The organism is Pseudomonas sp. W2-17, from assembly GCF_041060445.1.
Lineage (GTDB): Bacteria > Pseudomonadota > Gammaproteobacteria > Pseudomonadales > Pseudomonadaceae > Aquipseudomonas.
The window spans coordinates 14,260-39,598 of sequence record NZ_JAUFNS010000035.1; the positions used below are offsets into that span (position 1 = coordinate 14,260).

Below are 25,339 nucleotides of genomic sequence, written 5' to 3' on the forward strand. Positions count from 1 at the left end.
CGTTCCGAATCGTACTTTCAACCCCCCTCCCTACGCTTCTAAACCCCACATCCCGTCCCTATCCTTGCTGGATCTGAAGTCAAGCAAGGACGGGCAGCCTCATGTCCAAGCCCTACGTGTTCATCAATGACCGCATACAAACCTACTTCACCCTCAAAGCTCGGGTCGGCGGTGGCACAAAGTTTGATGTGCTGAACGCGCACATTCGCAATGTGGTGGTTATGCCGGGCCAACTGGTGATTGTCAGCGACGATTCGATGGGCAGCCTCACGGCAGAAGAAACCGAGCTGATGAACCTGGCGCGGAACGTCCATCGACAGGTCAAAGGCTCGGGCAGCGAACTGATCAAGAACTACGACCTGATGCAGAACATGCTCAGTTACGGATCGCTGGGCGTCGGCGCCGCCACCGGCAGTTGGAGCAAGCACCTTAACGGCGTGCAGAAAACCCTCGAAGAAATAGAGCGGCTCTACAAGCTGTCGCTTTCCCGCGGGACGCCCATTGCCCGGCAGGAATTCATCAATCAACGGCGCGTGCTGTTTGCCAAGCTGGATGTTCAGCTGGAAGGTATCGCCCGCTGGGGGACCGGGTTGACTAAAAAAGGCCCACTGAAAAAGATGCTGGGGCTATCGACCAAAAGTTACCTGCACACCGGGGAGATACAGGGGTACGCCACGCGAATTGCGAAGATCGCCAAGGTGGCGAAGTTGCTGAAGCATGGGACGGCGGTCGGGATTGGTTTGAACATGGCATCAACTGCGCTTGAGACTAAGGAAGCCTGTTCGACCGGGCGTGAAGAGGTATGTCGGCGGGCTCATTATGTTGAAGGCTCAAAGTTAGTGGGGGGCGTAGCGTTCGGCTTCATCGGCGGGGAGGTAGGGGCAGTAGCCGGACCGGTGTTGTGTATGGCCGTGTTTGGCGTGCCTACATTGGGGGTGGCTGCAATAGGTTGCGGGATTATTGCCGGCGGAGCTTTAGCTTACGGAGGCGGCGCCTTGGGCGAAATAGTCGGTGAGTCGTTTGGGGAGATGGTCTACGAATGGCTGCCCTGATCTCTTACAACGTAGCAGTATGGTTGGGATTCGTAGATTTCGTTTTGACTTTCATTCACCTAGTCTCGTCTTATATTTTTTTCCTGAAATACATGGAGCGCATTGAAGATTATCTTTCTGATATCGAAATGATCGGCCTGCATGCAGACTATTATGGTGACACATGGCTGGGGCGAAGAATGCGCGAGTCGTTTATAACCATGATTTTGGTTATGCCGGGAGCCTTTAAAAGGCAGGAGGTCATTCCCCTGTACAAGCTTCAGAAACTTCCTCGGCACTTTCGGTTTTGGATTAGGTTTTTCTTTTATTCGGCGTTAATTCTTCTCGGTGCACTCGGCTTGATTTGCTTGCGTCTGAAAATGGGGCGACCATAGACAGTGCTTTCTTGAAGATCACCGAAACCCTCATCCTGTTTATTCCCGATGATTCTTAGCCCATAGGCTTCGGTAGAGAAGTGAATGAGAAGACCAACCCAACAAAAAGCCCGGCTAACAAGCCGGGCTTCTTCACATCAACCAACCGCTATCAAGCGCCGTAAACCGGCAGCTTGGCGCAGATGGCCTGGACCTTCTCACGTACGGCGTTGATCACCGCTTCGTTGTTCAGGTCTGCCAGGATGTCGCAGATCCAGCCGGCCAATTCCTTGCACTCTGCTTCCTTGAAGCCGCGAGTGGTCACGGCCGGGGTGCCGAAACGCAGGCCGGAGGTGACGAACGGGGAGCGTGGATCGTTTGGCACGGAGTTCTTGTTGACGGTGATGAACGCTTTGCCCAGTGCGGCATCGGCGTCTTTGCCGGAGATGTCCTGCTTGATCAGCGACAGCAGGAACAGGTGGTTTTCAGTACCGCCGGAGACCACGTCGAAACCGCGCTCGATGAACACGCCGGCCATGGCCTTGGCGTTTTTCACCACTTGTTCCTGGTAGGTCTTGAACTCAGGCTGCAGCGCTTCCTTGAAGCAGATCGCCTTGGCGGCGATGACGTGCTCCAGAGGACCGCCCTGGCCACCCGGGAAGACAGCGGAGTTCAGCTTCTTCTCGATGTCGGCATTGGCGCGCGCCAGGATCAGGCCGCCGCGGGGGCCGCGCAGGGTTTTGTGGGTGGTGGTGGTGACGACGTCGGCGAACGGAACCGGGTTCGGGTAAACGCCTGCAGCGACCAGACCGGCCACGTGGGCCATGTCGACGAACAGGTAAGCGCCGACCTTGTCAGCGATGGCGCGGAAACGCGGGAAGTCAAGGATTTGCGAGTAGGCCGAGAAGCCGGCAACGATCATTTTCGGTTTGTGCTCGACGGCCAGACGCTCGACTTCGTCGTAATCGATCAGGCCGTTGCCGTCGATGCCGTACTGAACGGCGTTATACAGCTTGCCCGAGGAGGAAACGCTGGCGCCGTGGGTCAGATGACCGCCGTGGGCCAGGCTCATGCCCAGGATGGTGTCGCCAGCATTGAGCAGCGCCAGATATACCGCGCTGTTGGCCTGGGAGCCGGCGTGTGGCTGGACGTTGGCGTAATCGGCGCCGAACAGTTGCTTGGCGCGATCAATGGCCAGTTGTTCGACGATGTCGACGTATTCGCAGCCACCGTAGTAACGCTTGCCTGGGTAGCCTTCAGCGTATTTGTTGGTGAGAACCGAGCCCTGGGCTTCCATGACCGCCGGGCTGGTGTAGTTCTCCGAGGCGATCAGCTCGATGTGATCTTCCTGACGCTTGGCTTCCTGTTCCATGGCGGCGTACAGGTCGGCGTCGTACTTGGCGATGGTCAAATTGCGGCTGAACATGGCGGTCCTCGGGGATCGGGCAGTAGAAAAGTGGGGCATTCTAACCCATCGGGTTTTATCTGGCATATGAAAGCGGGTCATGTGCGTGATGAGCGCTGTGCAAGGCTAAAGCCTGGCTGCAAGCCTCAAGTCTCAAGTCTCAAGCTTCAAGCTGAATGCGCCGCGGCTTTGCTTGTAGCGTGCCGCTTGAAGCTTGCCGCTGCTAATCAAGCATAAACAGCGCGTCGTTGCTGAACTGAGCCTCGAACCGCGTCGCCGGCATGGGGCGGCCGAACAGGTAGCCCTGCACTTCATCGCAGCCGTGTTCACGAAGAAACTCCAGCTGCTCGTGGGTTTCCACGCCCTCGGCAATCACCGACAGATTGAGGCTATGGGCCATGGCGATGATTGCCCGGGCGATCTGCGCGTCCTGCTCGCCGGATGGCAGGCCATCGACGAACGTGCGGTCGATCTTCAACACGTCGATGGGGAACTGCTTCAGGTAATTCAGCGACGAGTAGCCGGTGCCGAAGTCATCGACTGCGATGCTCAGGCCCAGCCGCTTGAGCCCGGCCAGAATCTGCATGGCTTCGCTCACCTCGCGCATCAGGATGCTCTCGGTCAGTTCCAGCTCGAGGCAGGCGGGCGGCAGGCCGATTTCCTGCAGAATACCGGCGATGCGCGTGCCCAACTGGCCGTCCGAAAACTGCCGTGCGGAAATGTTCACCGACACCTTCGGCACGCGAACCCGCGCCAGATGCCATTCGCGCAACTGGCGGCACGCCTCCTTGAGCACCCACTCGCCGACTTCGACCACCAGCCCGAGCTCTTCGAGCACCGGGATGAATTCCACCGGCGGCACCAGGCCGCGACGCGGGTGACGCCAGCGCAGCAAGGCCTCGGCGCCGGTCAGACGTTTGCCGTCGCCACTGAACTGCGGTTGGTAATACAGCGTGAACTCGCCCTGCTCCAGGGCATGGCGCAGGTCACTTTCCAGCTCCAGACGCTCAAGGGCGGTGGCGTTCATGTCGGCCTGATAAAACTGGAAGTTGTTCTTGCCGCGTTCCTTGGCGTGGTACATCGCCGTGTCGGCGTTCTTCATCAACTGGCTGAGTTCGTTACCATCCTGCGGGCTCAGCGCGATGCCGATACTGGCCGTGACGAAGAACTCGCGGCCCTCCAGCACGAAGGGTTTCACCAGGCTGCCAAGAATCTGTTCGGCCACATGAATCGCCCGGTTCAGCGCGGCCTGTTGGGTGGGGCGAGGTTGCAGCAGCAAGGTGAATTCGTCGCCGCCCATGCGCGCAACAGTGTCGTCCTCGTCGACGCATCCAAGCAGGCGCAAGGCCATCTCCTTGAGCATGCGGTCGCCGGCGGCGTGGCCCAACGAGTCATTGATCGGCTTGAATCGATCGAGGTCGAGGAACATCAACACCACCCACGTGTGTTGACGCTCGGCATGTTGCAACGCGCTGTGCAAACGGTCCTGAAACAGCGTGCGGTTGGGTAGATGCGTCAGTGCGTCGTAATAAGCCAGCCGGTGGATGCGCTGCTCGCTCGCCTTGCGCTCGCTGATGTCGCTGAAGAAGCACACGTAGCTCGCCAAGTCGCCTTCATCGTCAAGCACGGCGGTAATCCCGACCCATGCCGGGTAGTGCTCGCCGTCGCGACGCTTGAGCCACAACTCACCCTCCCAACTGCCGCGCTGGCTCAGCTGTTTGAGGATGTAACCCAGGTGCGCTGCCTGCTGATTTTCGACGGTCAGCATCATCGGCAGTTGATCCAGTACCTGCGACACGGCGTAGCCACTGACCCGCGTAAAAGCGTCGTTGGCCTGCACGATATAGCCGGCAGGGTCAGTGATCAGAATGGCCGACGTCGAGTGCTCGAATACCGTGGCCGCCATGCGCAGGTCTTTTTCCGCGCGCCGCTGCTGACTGACGTCGCGTCCCACGCCGAGCACGCCTTCGAACGTTCCGGATTCATCCCACACCAGAACCAGACGCAGCTCCACGGGGATCTTGCGGCCATCAGCGCGCAGGCAATCGAACAGGAACAATTGAGTGGTGATCTCGCTGCGCAGATCCGCCAGCGCTTCGGGCTTTTTCAGCGCTTTACTGATCCGCTGCAGCAGCGCATAAAAGCCGCTGAGCTGCTGAGGGTTGGCGATGATCGCCTTCCAGCCATTCTGCAGAATCCACTCGGCGCTGTAGCCCAGCACCGTGTTGACCGAAGGGCTGAAGTAGTTGGCTTTCAGTTGCCGGTCGGTGGAGAAAATGACGTCGCTGATGCTTTCCGCCAGCATCCGGTAACGCTGTTCGCTTTCGCGCAGAGACTGGCTGGCGTCCACTTGATCGGTGATGTCCTTGGCGAGGCCCACAATGCGCCGGATCTGACCGTCACTGTCCGCCGCCAGCGCCTGTTCACGGATCTCGAAACGACGCCAGTCGCCGCGTCGGGCGCGGAACCGCAGTTGGCACTGGATCAGGTCGCTGCGGCCATGCTCAGTGCGAACAAGGCGCAACTGCTCATACGCACCGATATCGTCCGGGTGCAGCAGCGTTTCCCAGAAAAGCTCGCCCATGTCATCCAGCTCGGCCGCCTCATAGCCCAGGGCGAGGCCCAGGTTGTGGTTGCTGTAAATGATCCGCCGCGTCACCGCATCCAGAACGCACAGATAATCCGGGACGGTACGCACGACATCCGACCAGAACTGCTCCCGCTCCTGCAGCGACAGCTCGGCCTGCTTGCGGTTGGTGAAATCGCTGATGCTGAGAATGACGGCATTCAAGTCTTCGAGCTGTTCGGGCAGGCGCATGACCAGCCACACGTGTTGGTCACCGCCCTGCGCACCAGGGAGCAGAATTTCGAGCTCCAGCTGACGTTGCCCGTCGAGGACGGCCTGGAGTATCTGCAGACCGATGCCATTGCCGGCGCGAGGGCAACCTTCGATCAGTTGCTGCCAGACATGCTGTGCCGATTCTGCGCGCAACAGTTGAGCGGCAACCTGGTTGACCTCGGTGATGCGCAACTGCTGAAGCAGGCCGCTGATTAGCTCGGGCTGGCTGATCAGGCGCGCGTTCAGTTCTTCGCCGCTGTTCACTTGCAGGTGCCTGAGATAAGCCGGCAGACCGGAGAGGTCCAGTACGCACAGCGCAACGCCGGTGCCTTCAAATATGTCTTTGTAGCGGCGACGGCTTTGATGCAACTGAAGTTGTCGGCGGCGCAGGCTGCGCAGCGCGAACAACGGAATGATGGAACAGAACAGGGCGAGCAGGCATTTCCCGATCAGCGGGAAGAGCAGGGTCTGACGGGCTTTCTGCGGGTCGAACAGGCCGCGCAGTTGCCAGTCGCTGTGGGCCAGGGGTTGCAGCAGGACCGTCTGCAATTGACGCTCAGTGGACTGATCGGCATCTAGCAGGTTTTTGTAGAGAGGGCGGCGATTGCTGATGTCTTCCAACAGCCAGACGGGCTGGTAATCCAGATCGCTCTGGCGGGTCAGGGATTTCAATAGTTCAGGCCTGAGCCGCAGCGCCCAGTAGCGTTCATTGCCGGCGCCGGGCTCACGGATGAACAGATAGAACGTCGCGGCGCCCGGGTCGTTGGCATAAAAGTGTGGGTGGCCCTGAATAACCGAATGCATCTGGGTCAAAAAGCCTACGTCACGGGTCCCGCCGTCGCTGTCGGCGGTGACATTCCCATCGCTGTCGAGCCAGACCAGGCTTTTCACTGCTGGCATGGACTGACGCAGATTCGCCAGCACTGCCGCTGATTCGTCGACGGATTGGGAAGGGTCGCGCGCTCCGTCAAGCACATTCAGCGCGACCTGCGCGTTGAGGGCCATGTTCAGGCTCAACCGGTCGGCGAGCTGCACGCTGTAGTCGATGCTGCGTTTGTGCTGCCGTTCCTGAGACTGCTGGAACTGTTCGATCATCTGCCATAACAACAGCATCAACATCATCAGGACCAGGACCGCGAGCGCACCTCTGAGCACGCCTCGCAAAGGCACGGTCGTTGCGCTATCGGATGGGCGCAGGGGTGAGATGGGGGTCGGTTTGAGCAAACTGTGATCCTGACTACTGGACTGAATCAGCATGTGCGAAACGCACTATAAGCCCGGTGCGCAAAAGGCGGCTAGCATGCCACCGAGCTGTGGCTAAGTGCCAGCGCTAATGGGCCGGACGGTTTGCCCTGTTGCGTGCATTCGGGTAGCTTTGCGCCACGCGCGACGCGCCGGTTTCTGCACGGCATGCTTGCATGATTCAAAAGGCCTGCAAGCATTGCTCCAGCTTTGATACCGGCCCTCGGAAGTTCGTCCCTGCCGCGCCGGTCTGGCTCTGATCAATTCAAGGCCCGGAATCGCGCTACGGCAAGTTGCGGCGCGAAGATAAACGCATTTTTTGCGACGCAGCACCAAGCTCGCGCCTTTATTCACAGTCTCACTCCAGGTTTTCATTCCATGGCTCAATACGTCTTTACCATGCATCGGCTGAGCAAAGTTGTTCCGCCGAAGCGGGAAATCCTGAAAAACATCTCCCTCTCGTTTTTCCCCGGCGCCAAGATCGGCGTCCTCGGCCTCAACGGTTCCGGTAAATCCACGCTGCTGAAAATCATGGCCGGCGTCGACACCGAGTTTGACGGCGAAGCGCGCCCGATGCCTGAGCTGAACATCGGCTACTTGCCGCAAGAGCCGCAGCTCGACCCGACCAAGACCGTACGTGAAGTGGTCGAAGAAGCGGTCAGCGTCATCAAGGACGCTCAAACGCGTCTGGACGAAGTCTATGCCGCTTACGCCGAGCCGGACGCTGATTTCGACAAGCTGGCGGCCGAACAGGCCAAGCTCGAGTCGATCCTGCAGGCCAGCGATGGCCACAACCTTGAGCGCCAGCTGGAAGTCGCCGCCGATGCGCTGCGTCTGCCAGCCTGGGATGCCAAGGTCGAACACCTGTCTGGTGGTGAAAAACGCCGCGTGGCGCTGTGCCGCCTGCTGCTGTCCGCCCCCGACATGCTGCTGCTCGACGAACCGACCAACCACCTGGACGCCGATTCCGTCGCCTGGCTCGAGCATTTCCTGCACGATTTCCCGGGCACCGTGGTTGCGATCACGCACGACCGGTACTTCCTCGACAACGTCGCCGGCTGGATTCTGGAACTCGACCGCGGCGCCGGCATTCCGTACGAAGGCAACTATTCCGGCTGGCTTGAGGCCAAGTCCGACCGTCTGGCGGCCGAATCCAAGCAGCAGTCGGCCCATGAAAAGGCCATGAAAGAAGAGCTTGAGTGGGTCCGTAAAGGTGCCAAGGCGCGCCAGTCGAAATCCAAGGCCCGTCTGCAGCGCTTCGAAGAACTGCAGTCGCAGGAATTCCAGAAGCGCAGCGAAACCAACGAGATCTACATCCCGGCCGGCCCGCGTCTGGGCGACAAGGTCATCGAATTCAAAAACGTCACCAAGGGCTATGGCGATCGCGTGCTGATCGACAACCTGTCGTTTTCCATGCCTAAAGGCGCCATCGTGGGCGTGATCGGCGGTAACGGCGCCGGTAAATCGACACTGTTCCGCATGCTGATGGGCAAGGAACAACCGGACTCCGGGTCCATCGAAGTCGGCGAGACCGTGCAACTGGCGTGCGTCGATCAGAGCCGAGACGATCTGGACGGCAGCAAGACCGTGTTCGCGCAGATTTCCGACGGCTCCGATCAGATCAAGATCGGCAACTACGAAATCCCTTCGCGCACCTATGTCGGCCGTTTCAACTTCAAGGGCGGCGATCAGCAGAAGTTCGTGAAGGACCTTTCTGGCGGTGAGCGCGGTCGTCTGCACCTGGCGCTGACGTTGAAGGAGGGTGGCAACGTCCTGCTGCTCGACGAACCGTCAAACGACCTCGACGTTGAAACCCTGCGTTCCCTCGAAGAAGCTTTGTTGGACTTCCCGGGCGCCGCCATTGTGATCTCTCACGATCGGTGGTTCCTTGACCGCGTGGCGACTCACATCCTCGCGTACGAAGACGATTCTCAAGCCGTGTTCTTCGAAGGCAACTACACCGAGTACGAAGCCGATCGCAAGAAACGCCTCGGCGACGCAGCCGCTCAACCCCATCGCGTGCGTCACAAGAAACTGGCCTGATTCGGGTTGGTGGCATAAAAAACGGAGCCTTCGGGCTCCGTTTTTTCTGTCTGGCTGATTGTCAGTCGAGTGAGTCAGTCGCCTGCCTCAATGCGCATGACCTCAATGACTGCATCACCGACCGGCCGCTGCCAGGTGACTTCGTCTCCGACCTTGGCGCCCAGCAATGCCTTGCCCAGCGGCGATGCCCAGTTGATCAATTGACTGCCCGCATCGGCCTGATCCTCGCCGACCAGCTGCACGCGTTGTTCAACATTGTCTTCGTCGGCAAAAGTTACCCAACTGCCAATCTGAACCTTGTCATCTGACGCGCTGCTGACCACTTGGGCGCTCTGCAGGCGCTGGTTGAAATAACGCAGGTCGCGTTCGATTTCGGCCATGCGCTGTTTGTCTGCCTCATCACCTTGGGCGTTCTGTTCGCTGTACTGCGCTTGCAGTTGCTCAACCTGATCGTGCAATTGATCGAGGCCGCGCTGGGTGACGTAATTGGTCTGGGCACTGATCTGCCGTTCAACCGGCGGGTCGATTTGCGCGGCGGCATTGTCTTCGTTGACGAAGGCGCGACTCATGGCGGGGCTCCTGTTCATGGCTTAGTCACATTGGGCCATGGTGGGTGCCCGATAGTTTCACCCGTTATGCAGACGCGACCGACGTTCAATGAGAGCGGTAGGCTTTGGCGGCGTCCTGGGTCCTTTGATGGTCCCAGTCGCGGTCGCGGTCATTCCAGATGCTGTCGCGGCCCTGATCCTGAACATTGCTGTTGGCAAGTTGGGCCTGGCACTGACGAAATCCGTCTGACCAGCCTTGCGCGTACAAGGTGTCACGCAGATAGCGCGGCACGTCCTTTTTGAATTGCCCTTTAATCACGTCGATGGATTGCCGCCCGCTTCCGCACCCATCCTGAAAACCGTCAGCGAATGCCGGTGGGTAACCTTCGGCCAATAGCTGGTCGTGGGTGGACTGACATCCGGCGACAACGACAACGCACCACAGCACAACCCATCGCGCATTCATTTTGATTTCCTCACTGCTTGAGAAAAAGTTTAGAAGCGCTTCTGTGAGTTATTGGTAAAAACGCTGTAGGAAATCCATTAACCGATGCTCGGTCACGCGCAATAAGTTCCCCCTTTTTTGCCCCCCGACGACGCCTTGAAAAAACTTCCGGTAATTGTTCTGTGAGCGGGCCGCGCTGATTCAAGGTTGTTAAACTGTCGCGCTGCGCAAAACCGTTTAGGAAGATTGATGAACCTCAGAACGATTCTGATCCTCGGCGCACTCAGCGCCTTTGGCCCGTTGGCCATCGACTTTTACCTGCCAGGTTTCCCGGCCATCGCTTTGGCATTCGGCACCGACGAGAAACACGTTCAACTGACCCTGGCCTCTTATTTCCTCGGCCTGAGCATCGGCCAACTCGCCTACGGCCCGATTGCCGATCGCTTCGGCCGTCGGATCCCGCTGTTGTTTGGCGTCGGCTTGTTCACCCTCGCATCGCTGGCGTGCGCCTTGGCGCCTTCTCTTGAATGGCTGATTGCTGCCCGCTTTGTACAGGCGTTGGGCGGATGTGCCGGTATGGTGCTGTCGCGGGCGATCGTCAGCGACAAATGCTCACCGGTTGACTCGGCCAAGGTGTTCTCGCAACTGATGCTGGTCATGGGCCTGGCGCCGATTCTGGCCCCGATGCTCGGCGGGCTGTTGGTCAACGTCGTGGGTTGGCAGGCCATCTTCCTGACCTTGACGGGGTTCAGCGCGCTCACTGCAGTGGCGGTTTTCAGGGGCTTGCCGGAAAGCATGCCGGCCGGCCACCCGCGACTGCCGCTCTCGGGCGCGCTCGGGTCGTACTGGAATCTGCTGGGCGACCGAATCTTCCTGGGCCATGCGCTCACCGGTGGGATCGCCATGGCCGGGATGTTTTCCTACATCGCAGGCTCGCCTTTCGTTTTCATCAAGCTCTACGGCGTCCCGGCGGAACACTACGGCTGGTTGTTCGGCATCAACGCTGCCGGCTTCATCCTCATCGCCCAGGTGAACGCTCGACTCGTCGGGCGCTATGGTCCGGCATGGTTGCTGTCGCGAACTGTCTGGATCTATCTCGCTGCCGCCCTTGTGCTGCTGACCATCGCCTCCCTGCACACCGAAAAGCTGTGGCCGCTGCTGATTCCGCTGTTCATCTATATCGCCAGCCTCGGCTGCATCATTCCGAACGCTTCGGCGTGCGCGATGAGTGGGCAGGGCAAACGTGCGGGCAGCGCGTCGGCCTTGTTGGGATGCTTGCAGTTCAGTGTTGCTGCGGGCGCGGCAGCGCTGGTGGGCGTACTGCATGACGGAACGGCCGTGCCGATGGCGACCGTTATTACGCTGTGCGGCGTTCTGGCTGTGACGCTTGCGGTTGTTACACGCCGGGCGCAGCAGAAGCGAGATGCGCTGACTCCCCACGCGGATGTGCGTATCTAACCGACCTCGGCAACGTTAACGCGTTGCCGACATCCACCGGGTTTAAGGCGTACCTGTACAAGCATGTTCAGCCTGTTGAAAAGAGCGTGTTATATACAGCCGTTTACTACTTCGGAATTGGAAACTTCTTACAGCGGTTAAAAGCTCTTAACTTGGTTTCGTGCTGGATCGAGAGAAGTTCACTTCTGGCACGTCCCTTGAGCAGCTTATTTTCTTGAAGTCCGCAGGAGTTTCCAGTGTAGGCAATCGCCCTGACGCCGAATTCACGAACGGCTACTGTCGGCGCAAATGCCCGTCCTTCAAGGGGGGTATGGCTATCCGGGTGAGTCTGCGCAGCATGATGTCTGCCGGATTGTGCTGAACATTTGCCAATACGGCCCACAAACAAAGGGCTAAGCAATGGACAAGTTGATCCGCCGATCGGCTGCAGGTCTTATACTAAGCGCCGTCATGGATCCGATTTAATTCTTATCATCTATCTGTATTGCTCGGGCGAAACTATCTGTATGACCTGCAAGTTCCAGCAATCAGAGTTTGTATGACGTGATTTAAATCAAGGTCTGTTTTCGCCTTAAACACCGATGATGGTTCACCACAGCAACGGCCCGGCGCTTTCAATTGATTACACCCGTGATTACGCGCCAAGCCACACCAGGCCAAGCCAACGCTTCGACCTGCGCACCCGTGCCGGGCCGCTTAGATAATGTTCAACAGGGAGTGAAGACATGGAATATGTACCTTGCATCAGCCAGATCGCTGCATTGCTCGCCGACCCTAAACGCAGCGCGATCGTGTGGGCACTGATGGACGGAACATCGCGGGCTGCCAATGAGGTAGCTTCGCTAGTGGGTCTTTCCACTTCTTCTGCCGGTGCCCACCTGGCGCGCCTTGCCGCTGGCGGACTGCTGCGCCATGAGGTCCGCGCCCGCAAACGGTATTTCAGGCTGGCCGCGCCGGAAGTCCGGACCGCGGTCCAGGCGCTGGTCAGTGCGTCCATGGTCAGCGCGGATCTGATCAGCCGCAGCATGGCGCAACCATTGCCGCCCCTGCCGTTATGTCGCGCCAGTGTCTGCGCGGATCATCTTGGCGGCGAAATGGGTGCGGAGCTGTATTTGAGGATGCTGGGCGCGGGTTGGATCGAACAATCCGAACACCGGCTGGAAGTCACCAGTGTCGGCATCTCGCGCTTTGCCGAACGGGGGATTTTCATTCCCGCGCTGGCCCACAGACGACGCGAAGCCGTGTGCGCCTGTGTTGACTGTCATGAAAGCAGCCCACACCTCGGCGGCGCATTGGGGGCCGGGCTTTTGCAGTTGTTTATGCAGCTGGGTTGGCTGCGGACGACCGAGGAGGCCTCCACGTTGCAGGTCTCATCCAATGGTCAGCGAGAGATCAGCAAAATCGCCTCGGCGGCGTGATGCTCCGAGAGGAAGCTCGGCGTGTGGAGCAGAGCATCCACACGCTGTTGCTGATCAAGGGGCGTGGCTGATCAGGGCTTGATCAGACGGGCATCGAGGCTGTTTTGCGCCAGACGTCTGGCTTGATCCTGGGTCATGCCCAGATGGGTGTGCAGCGCGTGGAAGTTCTCGGTCACATAGCCACCGAAGTACGCCGGGTCATCGGAGTTGACGGTCACTTTCACGCCGCGCTCAAGCATGTCGAGAATGTTGTGCTGACCCATGTGCTCGAAAACGCAGAGCTTGGTGTTGGACAGCGGGCAGACCGTGAGGGGGATTTGCTCATCGATGATGCGCTGCATCAGGCGCTCGTCCTCGATGGCGCGCACGCCGTGATCGATACGCTGGATCTTCAGCAAATCCAGTGCTTCCCAGATGTACTCCGGCGGACCTTCTTCACCCGCATGGGCAACGGTCAGGAAGCCCTCACCGCGAGCACGGTCGAAGACGCGCTTGAACTTGCTCGGCGGATGGCCCATTTCCGAGCTGTCCAGGCCGACGGCGACGAAGGTGTCGCGGTAGGGCAGGGCCATGTCGAGGGTCTTCTGCGCTTCGTCTTCGCTCAAATGGCGCAGAAAACTGAGGATCAAGCCACTGCCGATGCCAAGTTTTTCCTTGCCGTCCTTCAAGGCGCCGGCGATGCCGTTAAGCACGACTTCAAAGGGGATGCCGCGGTCGGTGTGGGTCTGAGGGTCGAAGAACGGTTCGGTGTGAATGACGTTCTGCGCCTTGCAGCGCTCCAGGTAAGCCCAGGTCAGGTCGTAGAAATCCTGCTCGGTGCGCAGCACGTCGGCGCCGCGGTAATACAGGTCGAGAAACTCCTGCAGATTATTGAACGCGTAGGCCTTGCGCAGGGTTTCGACGTCCGCCCAAGGCAGGGCGATCTTGTTGCGCTCAGCCAAAGCGAACAACAGTTCCGGCTCTAGCGAGCCCTCCAGATGCAGGTGCAGTTCTGCCTTGGGCAGGGCGTTCAACCAGTCGTACATGGGCTTTGTCTCGTAAGGTGCAATGGCGGGCATTCTACAGAGTCAGACGCGCGGGCTGAATAAAACCTGACCGGACGGTTCACACGCTGCTTTGGCTCGCATTGCCACCGGTCCTGGCAGCGAGGGCTAGCAGTCGCAGGCGTTTTCGGTGTCTGAATATCCGGATCGCAGACAGGTAAGCGGCAATTTGATGCCGTGGCGCGACGATGTGTCGCGACCCGCTGCTACCCTGTGTTGAAACCTTTGTTTACTTCGATACTCTCAAGCGCTTCAGTAAATTTCACTTCATGGATGTGCGGCCAGGGTCGCAAGGGGCTAAAAGGCAGCGATGGGCACGATTCTCAAGCAGGAAAAGTTTCTACTACTGGCGGTCATTGCGACCTTTTTCGCGTACTTCTACGAACACCAGTTGCTCAGTAACGGAAACACCGTCGCCCTGATTGCGGGTATCGCCCTGGTGGGCTTCATCATTTGCGCCTCGCTACGAGTGGCTCACCACGCCGAACTGTTGGCGGAAAAGGTCGGTGATCCCTACGGCACGATGATTCTGACGCTGTCGGCGGTGCTGGTCGAGGTCGTGATTCTGGCGATCATGATGAGCAACGAACCTTCGCCCACGCTGGTGCGGGATACCATCTACTCGGCTGTGATGCTCGACATCAACGGGATTCTGGGTCTCGCCGCGTTGATGGGCGGGCTCAAGCACGGCGAACAGTCCTACAATGATGACTCCGCGCGCTCCTACAGCGTGATGATACTGACCGCCATGGCGGTGTCGATGGTGGTGCCCGAATTCATTCCGGAAGGGAAGTGGAAGCTGTATTCGGCTTTCACCATCGGCGCGATGATTCTGCTTTATGCACTGTTCCTGCGGATGCAGGTCGGGCCGCACAGCTACTTCTTCAGCTACAGCTATCCGGACAAGAAGCGCCGCAAGGGTGAGGCCGAGGAAGCGCACGAGCCAGTCAACCTGACGCGCTCGATCGCCACACTGGTCTTCGGTGTGGTGGTTATTGGTGCGTTGGCCGAGGTCATGTCGAAGACCGTTGATCTGGGTCTGGAAGGCAGCGGTGCGCCGCCCGTGATGACGGCGATTCTGGTGGCGGCGATTTCGGCAGCGCCGGAGATCCTGACCGCACTGCGAGCCGCGCTGGCCAACCGCATGCAGTCGGTGGTTAATATCGCCCTCGGTGCCTCGTTGTCGACGGTGATCCTGACGGTGCCAGTCATGGAAGGCATGGCGCTTTACAGCGGCCAGGCGTTCCAGATGGCGATGACGCCAGTGCAGACCGTGATGATTTTCGTCACCCTGCTGGTCTGCGCCATCAACCTCAACGACGGCGAAACCAACGCCATCGAGGGCATGACGCATTTCGTGCTGTTTGCGACGTTCATCATGCTGTCGTTGATGGGGTTGTAGCCCAGGTTCGGCTTCAAGGCAGCAGTGGGAAGTCGGTAGTTTTACTTCCCCACTGCTGTGATGGCCTATCAGCCCCTGATCAACTCCGCAGCAGCCTGGCGATGATCTGCAATCAGCCCCTTCAGATCGAGCCCTTCGACCTGACCGTCAATCACCCGCCATTTGCCGCCGATCATCACCCGATCTGCGCGATCAGCGCCGCACAGCAGCAACGCTGAAATCGGATCGTGACTGCCGGAGAAGCGCAACTCGTCCAGCTTGAACAGCGCCATATCAGCCTGTTTGCCTACGGCCAACTCGCCGATGTCATGACGGCCCAGCAATTGCGCCGAGCCCTTGGTAGCCCAGCCTAACGCCAGCTCCGGCGTGATTTTTTCCGCCCCATAGCGCAACCGCTGCAGGTACAACGCCTGCTTGGCTTCAAGCATCATGTTCGAGGCATCATTTGACGCAGAACCGTCGACCCCCAGACCGATCGGCGCGCCCGCGGCAAGCAGGTCCAGTGTGGGGCAGATGCCTGACGCGAGGCGCATGTTCGAACTCGGACAATGACAGACCCCGGTGCTCGCCTGGCCGAGGCGCGTGATCTCTTCGCTGTTGAAATGAATGCCGTGGGCCAGCCAGGTGCGAGGGCCGAGCCAGCCGACGCTGTCCAGATAATCCACCGTGCGCAGGCCGAAGCGCTGCAGGCAGAAGTCTTCTTCGTCGAGGGTCTCAGCCAGATGCGTGTGCAGACGCACGTCGTGTTTTTCGGCAAGGGCCGCGCTTTCGGCCATGATCTCGGTCGTCACCGAAAACGGCGAGCACGGCGCCAGCGCAATCTGAATCTGGGCGCCGTCACCTCGCTCATGATAGGTCTCGATCAGCCGCACGCTGTCATCGAGAATCACCTGGCCCTGCTGGACGGTTTGCTGGGGTGGCAGGCCGCCGTCTGCCTCGCCCAGGGTCATCGAACCTCGCGTCAGCATCGCGCGCATGCCCAGCTCGCGAACACTTTCCACCTGCACATCGATGGCGTCTTCCAGACCCTGCGGGAACAAATAATGGTGGTCGGCGGCGGTGGTGCAGCCCGACAGCAGCAACTCGGTCAGGGCGACCTTACTGGCCAGTGCGAGTTTTTCCGGCGTTAGCCGCGCCCACACCGGGTACAGGGTTTTCAGCCAGGGGAACAACGGCTGATTGACCACCGGGCCCCAGGCGCGGGTGAGGGTCTGATAGAAGTGATGGTGCGTGTTGATCAGGCCGGGGAGCAGGACATGCTCGCGTGCATCGAATACGTGATCGCAAGGCTGTGCAGGTTGTTGTCCCAGCGGGAGCATCTCAACGATAACCCCGCCTTCGACCACCAGGCCGCCGCGAGCATCTAGATCATTGGCCGTGAAAACGGCAAGGGGATTTTTCAACCAGGTACGGATCGCGGGCATTGGCCGGCTCCTCTGAAAGTGGGTTCAGGTCGCCAGCTCAGTGTTGCCCTGTCTGCTGATCCAGGGTCGCCGCAGCATCGAACGCGCTGCGAGGCGAGGGAGGATTCTAGAGTGTTGCGGCGGGTGTGGGCAAGTCACGACAGCTCATGCTGCCGCGACTTGCATCGCGATCACCAGGGGATCGTCTCACCCTTGTAGTTCACAAAGTGGTGACCACCTTTCCCTGCAAACCGCTCAAGCTGCTCGACAATCCCGCGCACGCTGGTTTCGACGTCGATGTCAGCGCCTTCACCGCCCATTGCTGTACGGACCCAACCCGGATGCATCGACAGCACGGTGGGTTTGTTCTCGCCCAGCTGCGTCACGAAGGTGTTGGTCATTGAGTTCAGCGCGGCTTTGCTGGCTTTGTACAACGCCATCTCCGGCGCATCCGGCATGGTGACGCTGCCGAGCACCGAGCTCATGAACGCGATCACGCCAGTCTCGGGACGGATCTGGTCGACGAAGCGTTTAGCCAGGCGGATCGGCGCGACGGCGTTGGTGAGAAATAGCTGACCCAGTTCGCCGGCGGTGGCGTCGGTGGGGTTGGGATGCATCGGACCCATCACGCCGGCATTGACGAATAGCAGGTCATACGTCTGGCCCTTGAGGTTGTGGGTGAGCACTTCGAGGGACGATTGCTCATCGATGTCCAGTGTCTGCAACTGGACATTCGGCAGTGCTTTCAGCTCGTCGGCCTTCTGGGCATCGCGGACAGTGGCGGTGACTTCCCAGCCGAGTTCCGCGAGGCGTTTCACCAGTCCAAGGCCAAGGCCGCGCGAAGCTCCGATGATGAGGGCTGTTTTAGGGGTGGACATTGGAATGACTCCTGTACAGACAAACGAAAAATTTCACTCAATGGGTGGACATCGCCACGTGGCGAGAATTTTTTTTCCTGTAGCGCTGTGTTGCCGCAAGGCGCATAAGCTAGCGGCAGAGGATGACAGAGGCTGACGACATTTGTGAGGGGACGTTTCCGTTATGAATGTCAGGCGAATAGGATGGCGCACGCTCAATCCTGCCACGATGTATGTCTGTATAAAAAACATCCAGCTCGCCCAACACTCCGTGGACTCAGCAGCCCGCCAAGGCTTGCACGGGTTATCCACAGATTGCTCCACAGCTAATGTGGGTAGTTGTGGATTGGCAATGGAAGCCGCTTGAAAGGAGTGCCACGTCGGCATAAATGGCGCTAACGTCCTGTTTTATCGCTGGATTTACCCACAGCACCGTGTTTTGGCTAAAAAGTGATCAAGCCCCGTAAAGCCATATGGGTCAAGGCCTGCGGCGGGGTATGCTCAGCTTGTCCACAGGCGGATGCACAGCAGATGTGGGCAAACGCCACAGCCGGTTACAGCCGTCGCGTTTCCTCGCAGGACCGGCTTTAACGGGGAAGGCGTCGATATGTCCGCGGGTTGATTATTGCGGCGGCTGCAAAACGATTCGTCCGCGACTGATGTCGGACAGCTGGCGCTGAAGGGTTTCAATCTGCTCGGGAGCGAGGGCAATCGAGAGCGTGACACCGTTGGCGTTGAAGCGCTCTTCCTCCACAAGACCGTTTAGCTCGGCCACTCGCAGCTTTATCAGCACCAGCTCGCTGAAGCTGCAGTCGAATTGCAGCGACACGCGATTGATCAGGGGCACTCGATCGGCCTGCTGTAGGCATTTGTTGGCGCCTCCGCCATAGGCCCTCGCCAGCCCGCCGGTGCCCAGCTGAATCCCGCCATACCAGCGAATGACCAGCACAACGACCCGATCAAAATCCTGGGCATCAATGGCTGCGAGTATCGGTCGTCCGGCGGTGCCGCCTGGTTCGCCGTCGTCGTTGCTGCGGTACTGCGCGCCCAGCTTCCAGGCCCAGCAATTGTGCGTGGCGTCGAGATCACTGTGTTGCTCGATAAACGCTTGAGCATCGGCAGGCGTGTCGATGGGCGCTGCGAGAGTAATAAAGCGGCTCTTGCGAATCTCTTCTCGAAACTCGCAGGGGCCGATAAGCGTAGAAGGCATTGAAGTTCCAGACTGCTTTTGGCTTTCAGGGAGTTATAACGTGGGGGTGAGTCCGCACCCTTTGAGAATGATCCGGACCAGGTTATCCCCAGCGACTTCCATGTCTTGCTTGGTCAGCCGCGAACGGCCGGTCACCTGGCAGATTTGCGTGGCGAAGTCAGCGTAATGCTGAGTGCTGCCCCACAGCAGAAAGATCAGATGCACCGGATCGACCGGGTCCATCTTTCCTGCATCGATCCAGGCCTGGAAGACCGCGGCACGCCCCTGAAACCATTCGCGATAGTCCTGACTGAAATACTGGTTCAGGCATTCGCCGCCACTGATGATCTCCATGGCAAAGATGCGCGAGGCTTGTGGCTGGCGCCGCGAGAATTCCATCTTCGCGCGGATGTAGTGCGTCAGCGCCTGTGCCGGGTCGTCCTCTGCGCTCAGGTTGTTAAACGTGCTGTCCCACAACTCGATAATGTTGCTCAGCACCGCGATGTACAGACCCAGCTTGTTGGTGAAGTAATAGTGCAAGTTGGCTTTAGGCAGCCCGGCATTCTGCGCGATCGTGTTCATGCTGGTGCCTTTGAAGCCATGGCGAGCGAACTCGTCTTCGGCCGCTTTCAAGATCGCTTCTTCGTTTTTCTGACGAATACGGCTGGCCGGCTTGGTGGCGCTGGGGCTGTGAGCGGGGACTTCGAGGGTCATGTGCGGTTCCAGACGGATCATTGGGTGCGACGCGGTGAACAGATAGCGCACCCGCGAGGATCCGACAAGCGTTGCCCTCGTAAATCAGTGCTCAAAGGATTCCGTTGTCTGTTCTTTGGCTTCGCTCGTCTCGCTTGTTTGCTTGCCTTCCGGGAGTAGCAGGCACATTACGATGGCCGTGAGTCCGCCGCTGGTGATTGCCGAGTCAAACAGGCTCTGTACCAATTGAGGCAAATGATGCAGCAGCGTCGGTTGCGCCGCGATACCCAGCCCTACACCAAAAGAGGTGGCGATGATCAACATGCTTCGGCGATCCAGCGGTGCTTGGGCAAGAATCCGCACGCCCGCCGCCGCCACGCTGCCGAACATCACCAGGGTTGCGCCGCCCAGCACAGGTTTCGGAATCTGCTGAAGAATCGCACCGATCACCGGGAACAGTCCAAGCAGAAACAGGATCGCTCCTATATAGAGGCCGACATAACGGCTGGCCACGCCGGTGAGCTGAATCACTCCGTTGTTCTGGGCGAATGTGGTGTTCGGGAATGCGCTGAACGTCGCCGCGATCATGCAACTGACGCCGTCGCCCAACACACCGCCTTTCAATCGGGCAATGTAGCTTGGGCCTTTGATGGGTTCGCGGGAGAGCATGCAGTTGGCGGTAAGGTCGCCGACGGTTTCGATGCTGCTGATCAGATAAATCAGCGCGACTGGTAGAAAAGCGGCCCAGTCGAAACTGAATCCGAAGCGGAAGGGCACAGGAATGCTGACCAGCGCAACGTCGGCAATGGAGTGAGGTACGAGTTTTCCACTGAACCACGCCGCGATGCTGCCGACCGCGAGCCCGATGATGATGGCCGATAGGCGCAACCAGGGCGCGCTCGAACGGTTGAGCACAATGATCACTGCCAACACGAATACGCCGAGGGCCAGATTGACCGGCTCGCCGAAGTCCGGAGCGTTAAAGCCGCCACCTAGATCCGTCACCCCGACCTTGATCAAGCTGACGCCGATCAGCGTGATGACAATGCCGGTGACCAGTGGCGTGATCACTCGACGCAACTGGCCGATGAAACGGCTGAGTACGATCTGCACGACGGCGCCGAAGAAACACACACCGAACACCATGGCCATGATGTCCTCCGGGCTGCCACCGCGCTGCTTGACCATGAAGCCTGCCGACAGCACCGCGCCGAGAAACGCGAAACTGGTGCCTTGCAGGCAAATCATGCCGGCGCCGATACCGAACGGACGACGCGCTTGAATGAACGTGCCCACCCCCGACACCATCAACGCCATGCTGATCAGATAAGGCATGTACGCGCCGAGCCCGAGCGCCGATCCGATAATCAGTGGCGGCGTGATAATGCCCACGAACGCAGCGAGCACATGCTGGATTGCCGCCAGGATGGCAGGTCCGGGGCGCGGCCGGTCATTGAGGCCGTAGATGAGGTCATTATTGTCTGGCGCTTCAGGCTGCATGCTGGCTCTCGATTTTTGTGTGGGCTTCGACATCCAGCCTTACTGCAAAAACCTGTCCAACTGATCAGATACCTGTTTGCCGGTTCGCTGTACATGCCCGTTTATCAAGGGGCTGAACGAATATGGCGGCTGTTTGACAGCGTGTTAGTGAGGTGTCGACGTACTCGGCCGGCCTCATCGTGTAGCAGCCAGACTCTCCAGAAAACTTTCCAGCACCAAATGGGGGCGGCGCCCTTTGCGCGTGACGGTTACAAGGCTCACGTCGTAAAACCGCGTCTTGGGTTTCAGTGCGCGCAGCCGACCCTGTTGCACCCAGAGGCTGGCGTAGTGGTCGGGCAGATAGCCGATGTAACGCCCCGTCAGAATCAGAAACGCCATACCCTCCCGGTCCGACGCGCTCGCGGTGCATTTCAGCGCCTGATAGTGCGCCTGGATTTCACCGGGCAGACGAAACGTTGGCGCGATCGTCTCCTGCGCTGACAATCGATCGTCATCCAGCTGCGCATCTTCGACGTAAAACAACGGATGGCCGACAGCGCAGTACAGCAGCGAACGTTCGCTATACAGCGGCTGATATTCCAGTCCCGACAAGGCGCTGGCCTGGGGTACGACGCCCACATGCAAGCTGCCGTCGAGCACGCCCTGCTCGACTTCGTTGGGCGCGATCATGCGGATATTGATGTGCACGTCCGGGCCGCGTTCTTTCAGTTGGGAAAGCGCGTGGGTGATCCGCATATGGGGGAGGGTGACCAGATTGTCCGTCAGCCCGATGTTCAGCTCGCCGCGCAGGTGTCGGTGAAGACCATTTACTTCCGTACGAAAACTCTCGAGGGCGCTCAATAACTGCAGCGAGGACTGGTAGACCTCTCGGCCTTCCTCTGTAAGCGAAAACCCCGCACGGCCCCGTTGGCAAAGACGCAGTCCAAGGCGCTGCTCCAGATCGCTCATCTGCTGACTGATGGCGGAGCGACCAATACCCAGCGCGCTTTCTGCTGCCGAAAAGCCCCCGGACTCGACGACGCTGCGAAATATGCGCAGCAGACGGATATCAAAATCGCTGACTTGCGCCAGAGGATCATTACGGCGGGTGCTCATAGTTTAGTAACCAGTCAACTGAAGATCGTAAAAGCAGGGTTTTTCGGACTTTATGCCCGTGGCACTTTAGCTGCAACCGGCCCTGCTCCTGTTCGCACATCCGTCAGGAAATAAGGCCACCCACGCCCAGTGAGGTTAATTCCGATGAATATGCCCGAATCGTCCGACATGTCTCTGGCGAACCAGCTCAAACTAGACGCCCACTGGATGCCTTACACGGCGAACCGAAACTTCCATCGTGATCCAAGGCTGATCGTCGCTGCAGAAGGCAGCTATCTCACCGACGACAAGGGCCGCAAGATATATGACGGTCTGTCGGGGCTCTGGACCTGTGGCGCAGGGCATACGCGCAAGGAGATCCAGGAAGCGGTTTCCCGACAGTTGGGTACGCTGGACTACTCGCCAGGGTTCCAGTTCGGACACCCGCTGTCCTTCCAGTTGGCTGAGAAGATCACCGATCTAACCCCCGGCAAGCTGAATCACGTCTTCTATACCGACTCTGGATCGGAGTGCGCTGACACTGCGGTCAAGATGGTCCGTGCTTACTGGCGTCTAAAAGGTCAGGCCACCAAAACCAAGATGATCGGCCGAGCCCGTGGCTATCACGGCGTGAACATCGCGGGCACCAGCCTGGGTGGCGTCAACGGCAACCGCAAGATGTTCGGGCAACTGATGGACGTCGATCATCTGCCCCATACGTTGCTTGCCAGCAACGCCTATTCACGGGGCATGCCGGAGCAGGGCGGCATTGCGCTGGCCGATGAGATGCTCAAACTGATCGAACTGCACGACGCTTCGAACATTGCAGCGGTGATCGTCGAACCCATGGCAGGCTCTGCTGGCGTGATTGTTCCGCCGCAGGGGTATCTCAAGCGTCTTCGCGAAATCTGTGATCAGCACAATATTCTGCTGATCTTCGATGAGGTCATCACCGGCTTCGGCCGTACCGGTTCAATGTTCGGCGCCGACAGCTTCGGCGTAACGCCGGACCTGATGTGCATCGCCAAGCAGATCACCAACGGTGCGATCCCGATGGGGGCCGTGATCGCCAGCACCGAAATTTACCAGACGTTCATGAATCAGCCGACGCCCGAGTACGCTGTGGAGTTTCCCCATGGCTACACCTATTCAGCACATCCCGTTGCCTGTGCCGCCGGCCTTGCCGCGCTGGAAATCATTCAGCGCGAGAACCTGGTGCAGCAGGTCGCTGAAACCGCGCCGCATTTCGAAGGCTATTTGCACGCGTTGAAGGGCAGTAAGAATGTTGTCGATATTCGCAATTACGGTCTTGCCGGCGCCATTCAGATTGCGCCGCGCGACGGAGACGCCATCGTGCGCCCCTTTGAAACGGCCATGAAGCTGTGGAAGGCCGGTTTCTACGTCCGCTTCGGCGGTGACACTCTGCAATTCGGACCGACCTTCAATAGCAAGTCCGAGGACCTTGATCGCATGTTTGATGCAGTGGGTCAGGCCCTCAATCAAATCGACTGATCATCTTTTATTTGCTCACAGGCGCAGTCCGGCTGCGCCTGCGGGCTAACATTTTCCCGGAGTTATACATGAGCAACATTCAGCACCTGATTCATGGCGATCTGGTCAGTGAAAATGGCCGCACTGCCGATGTGTTCAATCCGTCAACCGGCCAAGTGATTCGTAAAGTACCCCTCGCCAGTCGCGAAACCGTTCAACAAGCGATTGACTCTGCCAAAGCCGCTTTCCCCGCATGGCGCAATACGCCGCCTGCCAAACGCGCGCAGGTCATGTTCCGCTTCAAGCAGTTGCTGGAACAGAACGAAGCACGTATTGCCCGGCTGATCAGCGAAGAGCACGGCAAAACCCTTGAAGACGCGGCGGGAGAACTCAAGCGCGGTATCGAAAACGTTGAATATGCCTGTGCGGCGCCTGAAATTCTCAAGGGCGAGTACAGTCGCAACGTCGGACCGAACATCGACGCGTGGTCTGACTTCCAGCCGCTTGGCGTAGTGGCGCGCATCACCCCGTTCAACTTCCCTGCCATGGTTCCGCTGTGGATGTATCCGTTGGCGATCGCCTGTGGCAACTGTTTCATCCTCAAACCGTCCGAGCGCGATCCAAGCTCAACGCTGTTGATAGCAGAGTTGCTGCATGAAGCCGGATTGCCGAAGGGGGTACTTAACGTCGTGCATGGCGACAAGGTGGCGGTTGATGCGTTGATTCAAGCCCCCGAAGTCAAAGCGCTGAGTTTTGTGGGCTCAACCCCGATCGCCGAGTACATCTATAAGGAAGCTACCGCACGCGGCAAGCGGGTCCAGGCATTGGGTGGCGCAAAGAATCACGCAGTGCTGATGCCCGACGCGGACCTGGATAACGCCGTGAGCGCATTGATGGGGGCGGCCTATGGTTCATGCGGCGAGCGCTGCATGGCGATTTCGGTTGCGGTTTGCGTGGGCGATCAGGTCGCCGATGCGCTTGTGGCCAGGCTGGCGCCGCAAATCAACGGATTGAAGATCGGCGCGGGGACTTCCAGCGGTCTCGATATGGGACCTCTGGTCACCGGGCAACATCGCGATAAAGTCAGCAGCTATATAGAAGAAGGCGTAGATGCGGGTGCGAAACTGGTCGTGGACGGTCGTGGGTTAACGGTGCCCGGACACGAAGATGGTTTTTTCCTGGGTGGATGCCTGTTCGACCACGTCACGGCCGAGATGCGTATCTATAAAGAAGAGATGTTCGGGCCAGTGCTGTGCATTGTGCGTGTGGACAGCCTCGAACATGCGATGCAGCTTATCAACGATCATGAATACGGCAATGGCACCTGTATCTTCACCCGCGATGGCGAGGCAGCCCGGCTGTTCTGCGACGAGATCGAGGTGGGTATGGTTGGGGTGAATGTTCCACTGCCTGTGCCTGTGGCCTATCACAGCTTTGGCGGCTGGAAGCGATCGCTGTTTGGCGACCTGCACGCTTATGGCCCGGATGGCGTTCGCTTCTATACCCGTCGCAAAGCCATTACACAGCGGTGGCCGCAACGTGCCAGTCATGAGGCGTAGCAGTTCGCATTCCCTAGCCTCTAAGGATGCGCGGGGGAATAGTCGAACTTGCCCACTGTATTTAGCTATTTTTGACCGATATGACAGTTTCATTAAATTAGGGGTTGACGCCCCTTTGGATCTGTCTATAATTCGCCCCACTTCCGGCGCAGACGAAACGGAAAACTCCTTGGTAATCAAAGAGTTGGACGAAGTAAGCAGCGAGGAATGCTTCGGTTCAGATGCTTGAATCGACAGCGGTGAAAAAGGCAGTTGACAGCAGGTTGTAACGCTGTAGAATTCGCCTCCCGCTGATGTGAGACGTCAAGTCGAACGAAGCGCAAGT

18 protein-coding genes and 1 pseudogene are annotated in these 25,339 nt (G+C 58.8%); 8 read left to right on the plus strand and 11 right to left on the minus strand.

Translation table 11 applies throughout. The features are described from left to right. Positions 1–101 precede the first annotated feature (101 nt). Both QWI20_RS26110 and QWI20_RS26115 read left to right on the plus strand, forming a co-directional pair. Positions 102–1,052 (plus strand): hypothetical protein, encoded by a 951-nt coding sequence (locus QWI20_RS26110; RefSeq protein WP_369307859.1) that lies wholly within the window; start codon positions 102–104, stop codon positions 1,050–1,052. Next, positions 1,040–1,426, plus strand: coding sequence for a hypothetical protein (locus QWI20_RS26115; RefSeq protein ID WP_369307860.1), 387 nt, complete (start codon positions 1,040–1,042; stop codon positions 1,424–1,426). Before QWI20_RS26110 ends, QWI20_RS26115 begins: the two co-directional genes overlap by 13 nt. 151 nt (positions 1,427–1,577) lie before the next feature. On the opposite strand, the gene glyA is transcribed toward QWI20_RS26115, so the two are convergent. Next, positions 1,578–2,831, minus strand: coding sequence for a serine hydroxymethyltransferase (gene glyA / locus QWI20_RS26120; protein WP_192173251.1), 1,254 nt, complete (start codon positions 2,829–2,831; stop codon positions 1,578–1,580). A gap of 202 nt (positions 2,832–3,033) precedes the next feature. Next, positions 3,034–6,771: an EAL domain-containing protein gene (locus QWI20_RS26125; RefSeq protein WP_369307861.1), complete on the minus strand. Its 3,738-nt coding sequence runs from the start codon at positions 6,769–6,771 to the stop codon at positions 3,034–3,036. A 498-nt stretch (positions 6,772–7,269) separates the two neighbouring features. Here QWI20_RS26125 and ettA point away from each other — a divergent pair, with 498 nt between their 5' ends. Further along, positions 7,270–8,934 (plus strand): energy-dependent translational throttle protein EttA, encoded by a 1,665-nt coding sequence (gene ettA / locus QWI20_RS26130; protein WP_192173249.1) that lies wholly within the window; start codon positions 7,270–7,272, stop codon positions 8,932–8,934. Between the two features lie 74 nt (positions 8,935–9,008). Here ettA and QWI20_RS26135 read toward each other — a convergent pair whose 3' ends face one another. Further along, positions 9,009–9,503 (minus strand): GreA/GreB family elongation factor, encoded by a 495-nt coding sequence (locus QWI20_RS26135; protein WP_369307862.1) that lies wholly within the window; start codon positions 9,501–9,503, stop codon positions 9,009–9,011. Positions 9,504–9,588: 85 nt separating this feature from the next. Continuing rightward, a complete protein-coding gene (locus tag QWI20_RS26140) occupies positions 9,589–9,948 on the minus strand; it encodes a hypothetical protein (RefSeq protein ID WP_282369669.1) in 360 nt (119 codons plus the stop codon). A 228-nt stretch (positions 9,949–10,176) separates the two neighbouring features. On the opposite strand from QWI20_RS26140, the gene QWI20_RS26145 reads away from it, so the two are divergent. Together QWI20_RS26145 and QWI20_RS26150 are read left to right on the plus strand one after the other, a co-directional pair. Further along, a complete protein-coding gene (locus QWI20_RS26145; RefSeq protein ID WP_369307863.1) occupies positions 10,177–11,385 on the plus strand; it encodes a multidrug effflux MFS transporter in 1,209 nt (402 codons plus the stop codon). A 725-nt stretch (positions 11,386–12,110) separates the two neighbouring features. Next, positions 12,111–12,803 (plus strand): helix-turn-helix transcriptional regulator, encoded by a 693-nt coding sequence (locus QWI20_RS26150; protein WP_192173246.1) that lies wholly within the window; start codon positions 12,111–12,113, stop codon positions 12,801–12,803. Positions 12,804–12,874: 71 nt separating this feature from the next. On the opposite strand, the gene QWI20_RS26155 is transcribed toward QWI20_RS26150, so the two are convergent. Then, complete coding sequence (locus QWI20_RS26155) at positions 12,875–13,828, minus strand: adenosine deaminase (protein ID WP_192173245.1); 954 nt, start codon at positions 13,826–13,828, stop codon at positions 12,875–12,877. A 328-nt stretch (positions 13,829–14,156) separates the two neighbouring features. Between QWI20_RS26155 and QWI20_RS26160 the strand changes: the two genes are divergently transcribed. Further along, positions 14,157–15,248 carry a calcium:proton antiporter gene (locus QWI20_RS26160; protein WP_282369664.1) on the plus strand — a complete coding sequence of 364 codons (1,092 nt, stop codon included), beginning with the start codon at positions 14,157–14,159 and terminating at the stop codon, positions 15,246–15,248. Positions 15,249–15,316: 68 nt separating this feature from the next. Here the strand turns inward: QWI20_RS26160 and QWI20_RS26165 are convergent, their stop codons facing one another. The 6 genes and pseudogenes from QWI20_RS26165 to QWI20_RS26190 all read right to left on the minus strand — a co-directional run bounded on the left by QWI20_RS26165 (position 15,317) and on the right by QWI20_RS26190 (position 21,985). After that, entirely contained in the window at positions 15,317–16,672 is a 1,356-nt protein-coding gene (locus QWI20_RS26165; RefSeq protein WP_369307864.1) for an 8-oxoguanine deaminase, read from the minus strand. A gap of 170 nt (positions 16,673–16,842) precedes the next feature. Then, positions 16,843–17,529 carry an SDR family oxidoreductase gene (locus QWI20_RS26170; RefSeq protein ID WP_369307865.1) on the minus strand — a complete coding sequence of 229 codons (687 nt, stop codon included), beginning with the start codon at positions 17,527–17,529 and terminating at the stop codon, positions 16,843–16,845. A 601-nt stretch (positions 17,530–18,130) separates the two neighbouring features. Then, a complete protein-coding gene (locus tag QWI20_RS26175; protein WP_369307866.1) occupies positions 18,131–18,718 on the minus strand; it encodes a YigZ family protein in 588 nt (195 codons plus the stop codon). Between the two features lie 33 nt (positions 18,719–18,751). Further along, entirely contained in the window at positions 18,752–19,411 is a 660-nt protein-coding gene (locus tag QWI20_RS26180; RefSeq protein WP_192173240.1) for a TetR/AcrR family transcriptional regulator, read from the minus strand. Positions 19,412–19,533: 122 nt separating this feature from the next. Then, positions 19,534–20,890, minus strand: a pseudogene (locus QWI20_RS26185) (uracil-xanthine permease family protein); the annotation flags it as partial. Between the two features lie 174 nt (positions 20,891–21,064). Beyond that, on the minus strand, positions 21,065–21,985 hold the full coding sequence (locus QWI20_RS26190; RefSeq protein WP_369307867.1) for a LysR family transcriptional regulator: 921 nt from the start codon (positions 21,983–21,985) through the stop codon (positions 21,065–21,067). 144 nt (positions 21,986–22,129) lie between these two features. Here QWI20_RS26190 and QWI20_RS26195 point away from each other — a divergent pair, with 144 nt between their 5' ends. Next, a complete protein-coding gene (locus QWI20_RS26195) occupies positions 22,130–23,476 on the plus strand; it encodes an aspartate aminotransferase family protein (protein WP_369307868.1) in 1,347 nt (448 codons plus the stop codon). 68 nt (positions 23,477–23,544) lie between these two features. Continuing rightward, on the plus strand, positions 23,545–25,014 hold the full coding sequence (locus QWI20_RS26200; RefSeq protein ID WP_369307869.1) for a CoA-acylating methylmalonate-semialdehyde dehydrogenase: 1,470 nt from the start codon (positions 23,545–23,547) through the stop codon (positions 25,012–25,014). Positions 25,015–25,339: the final 325 nt, after the last annotated feature.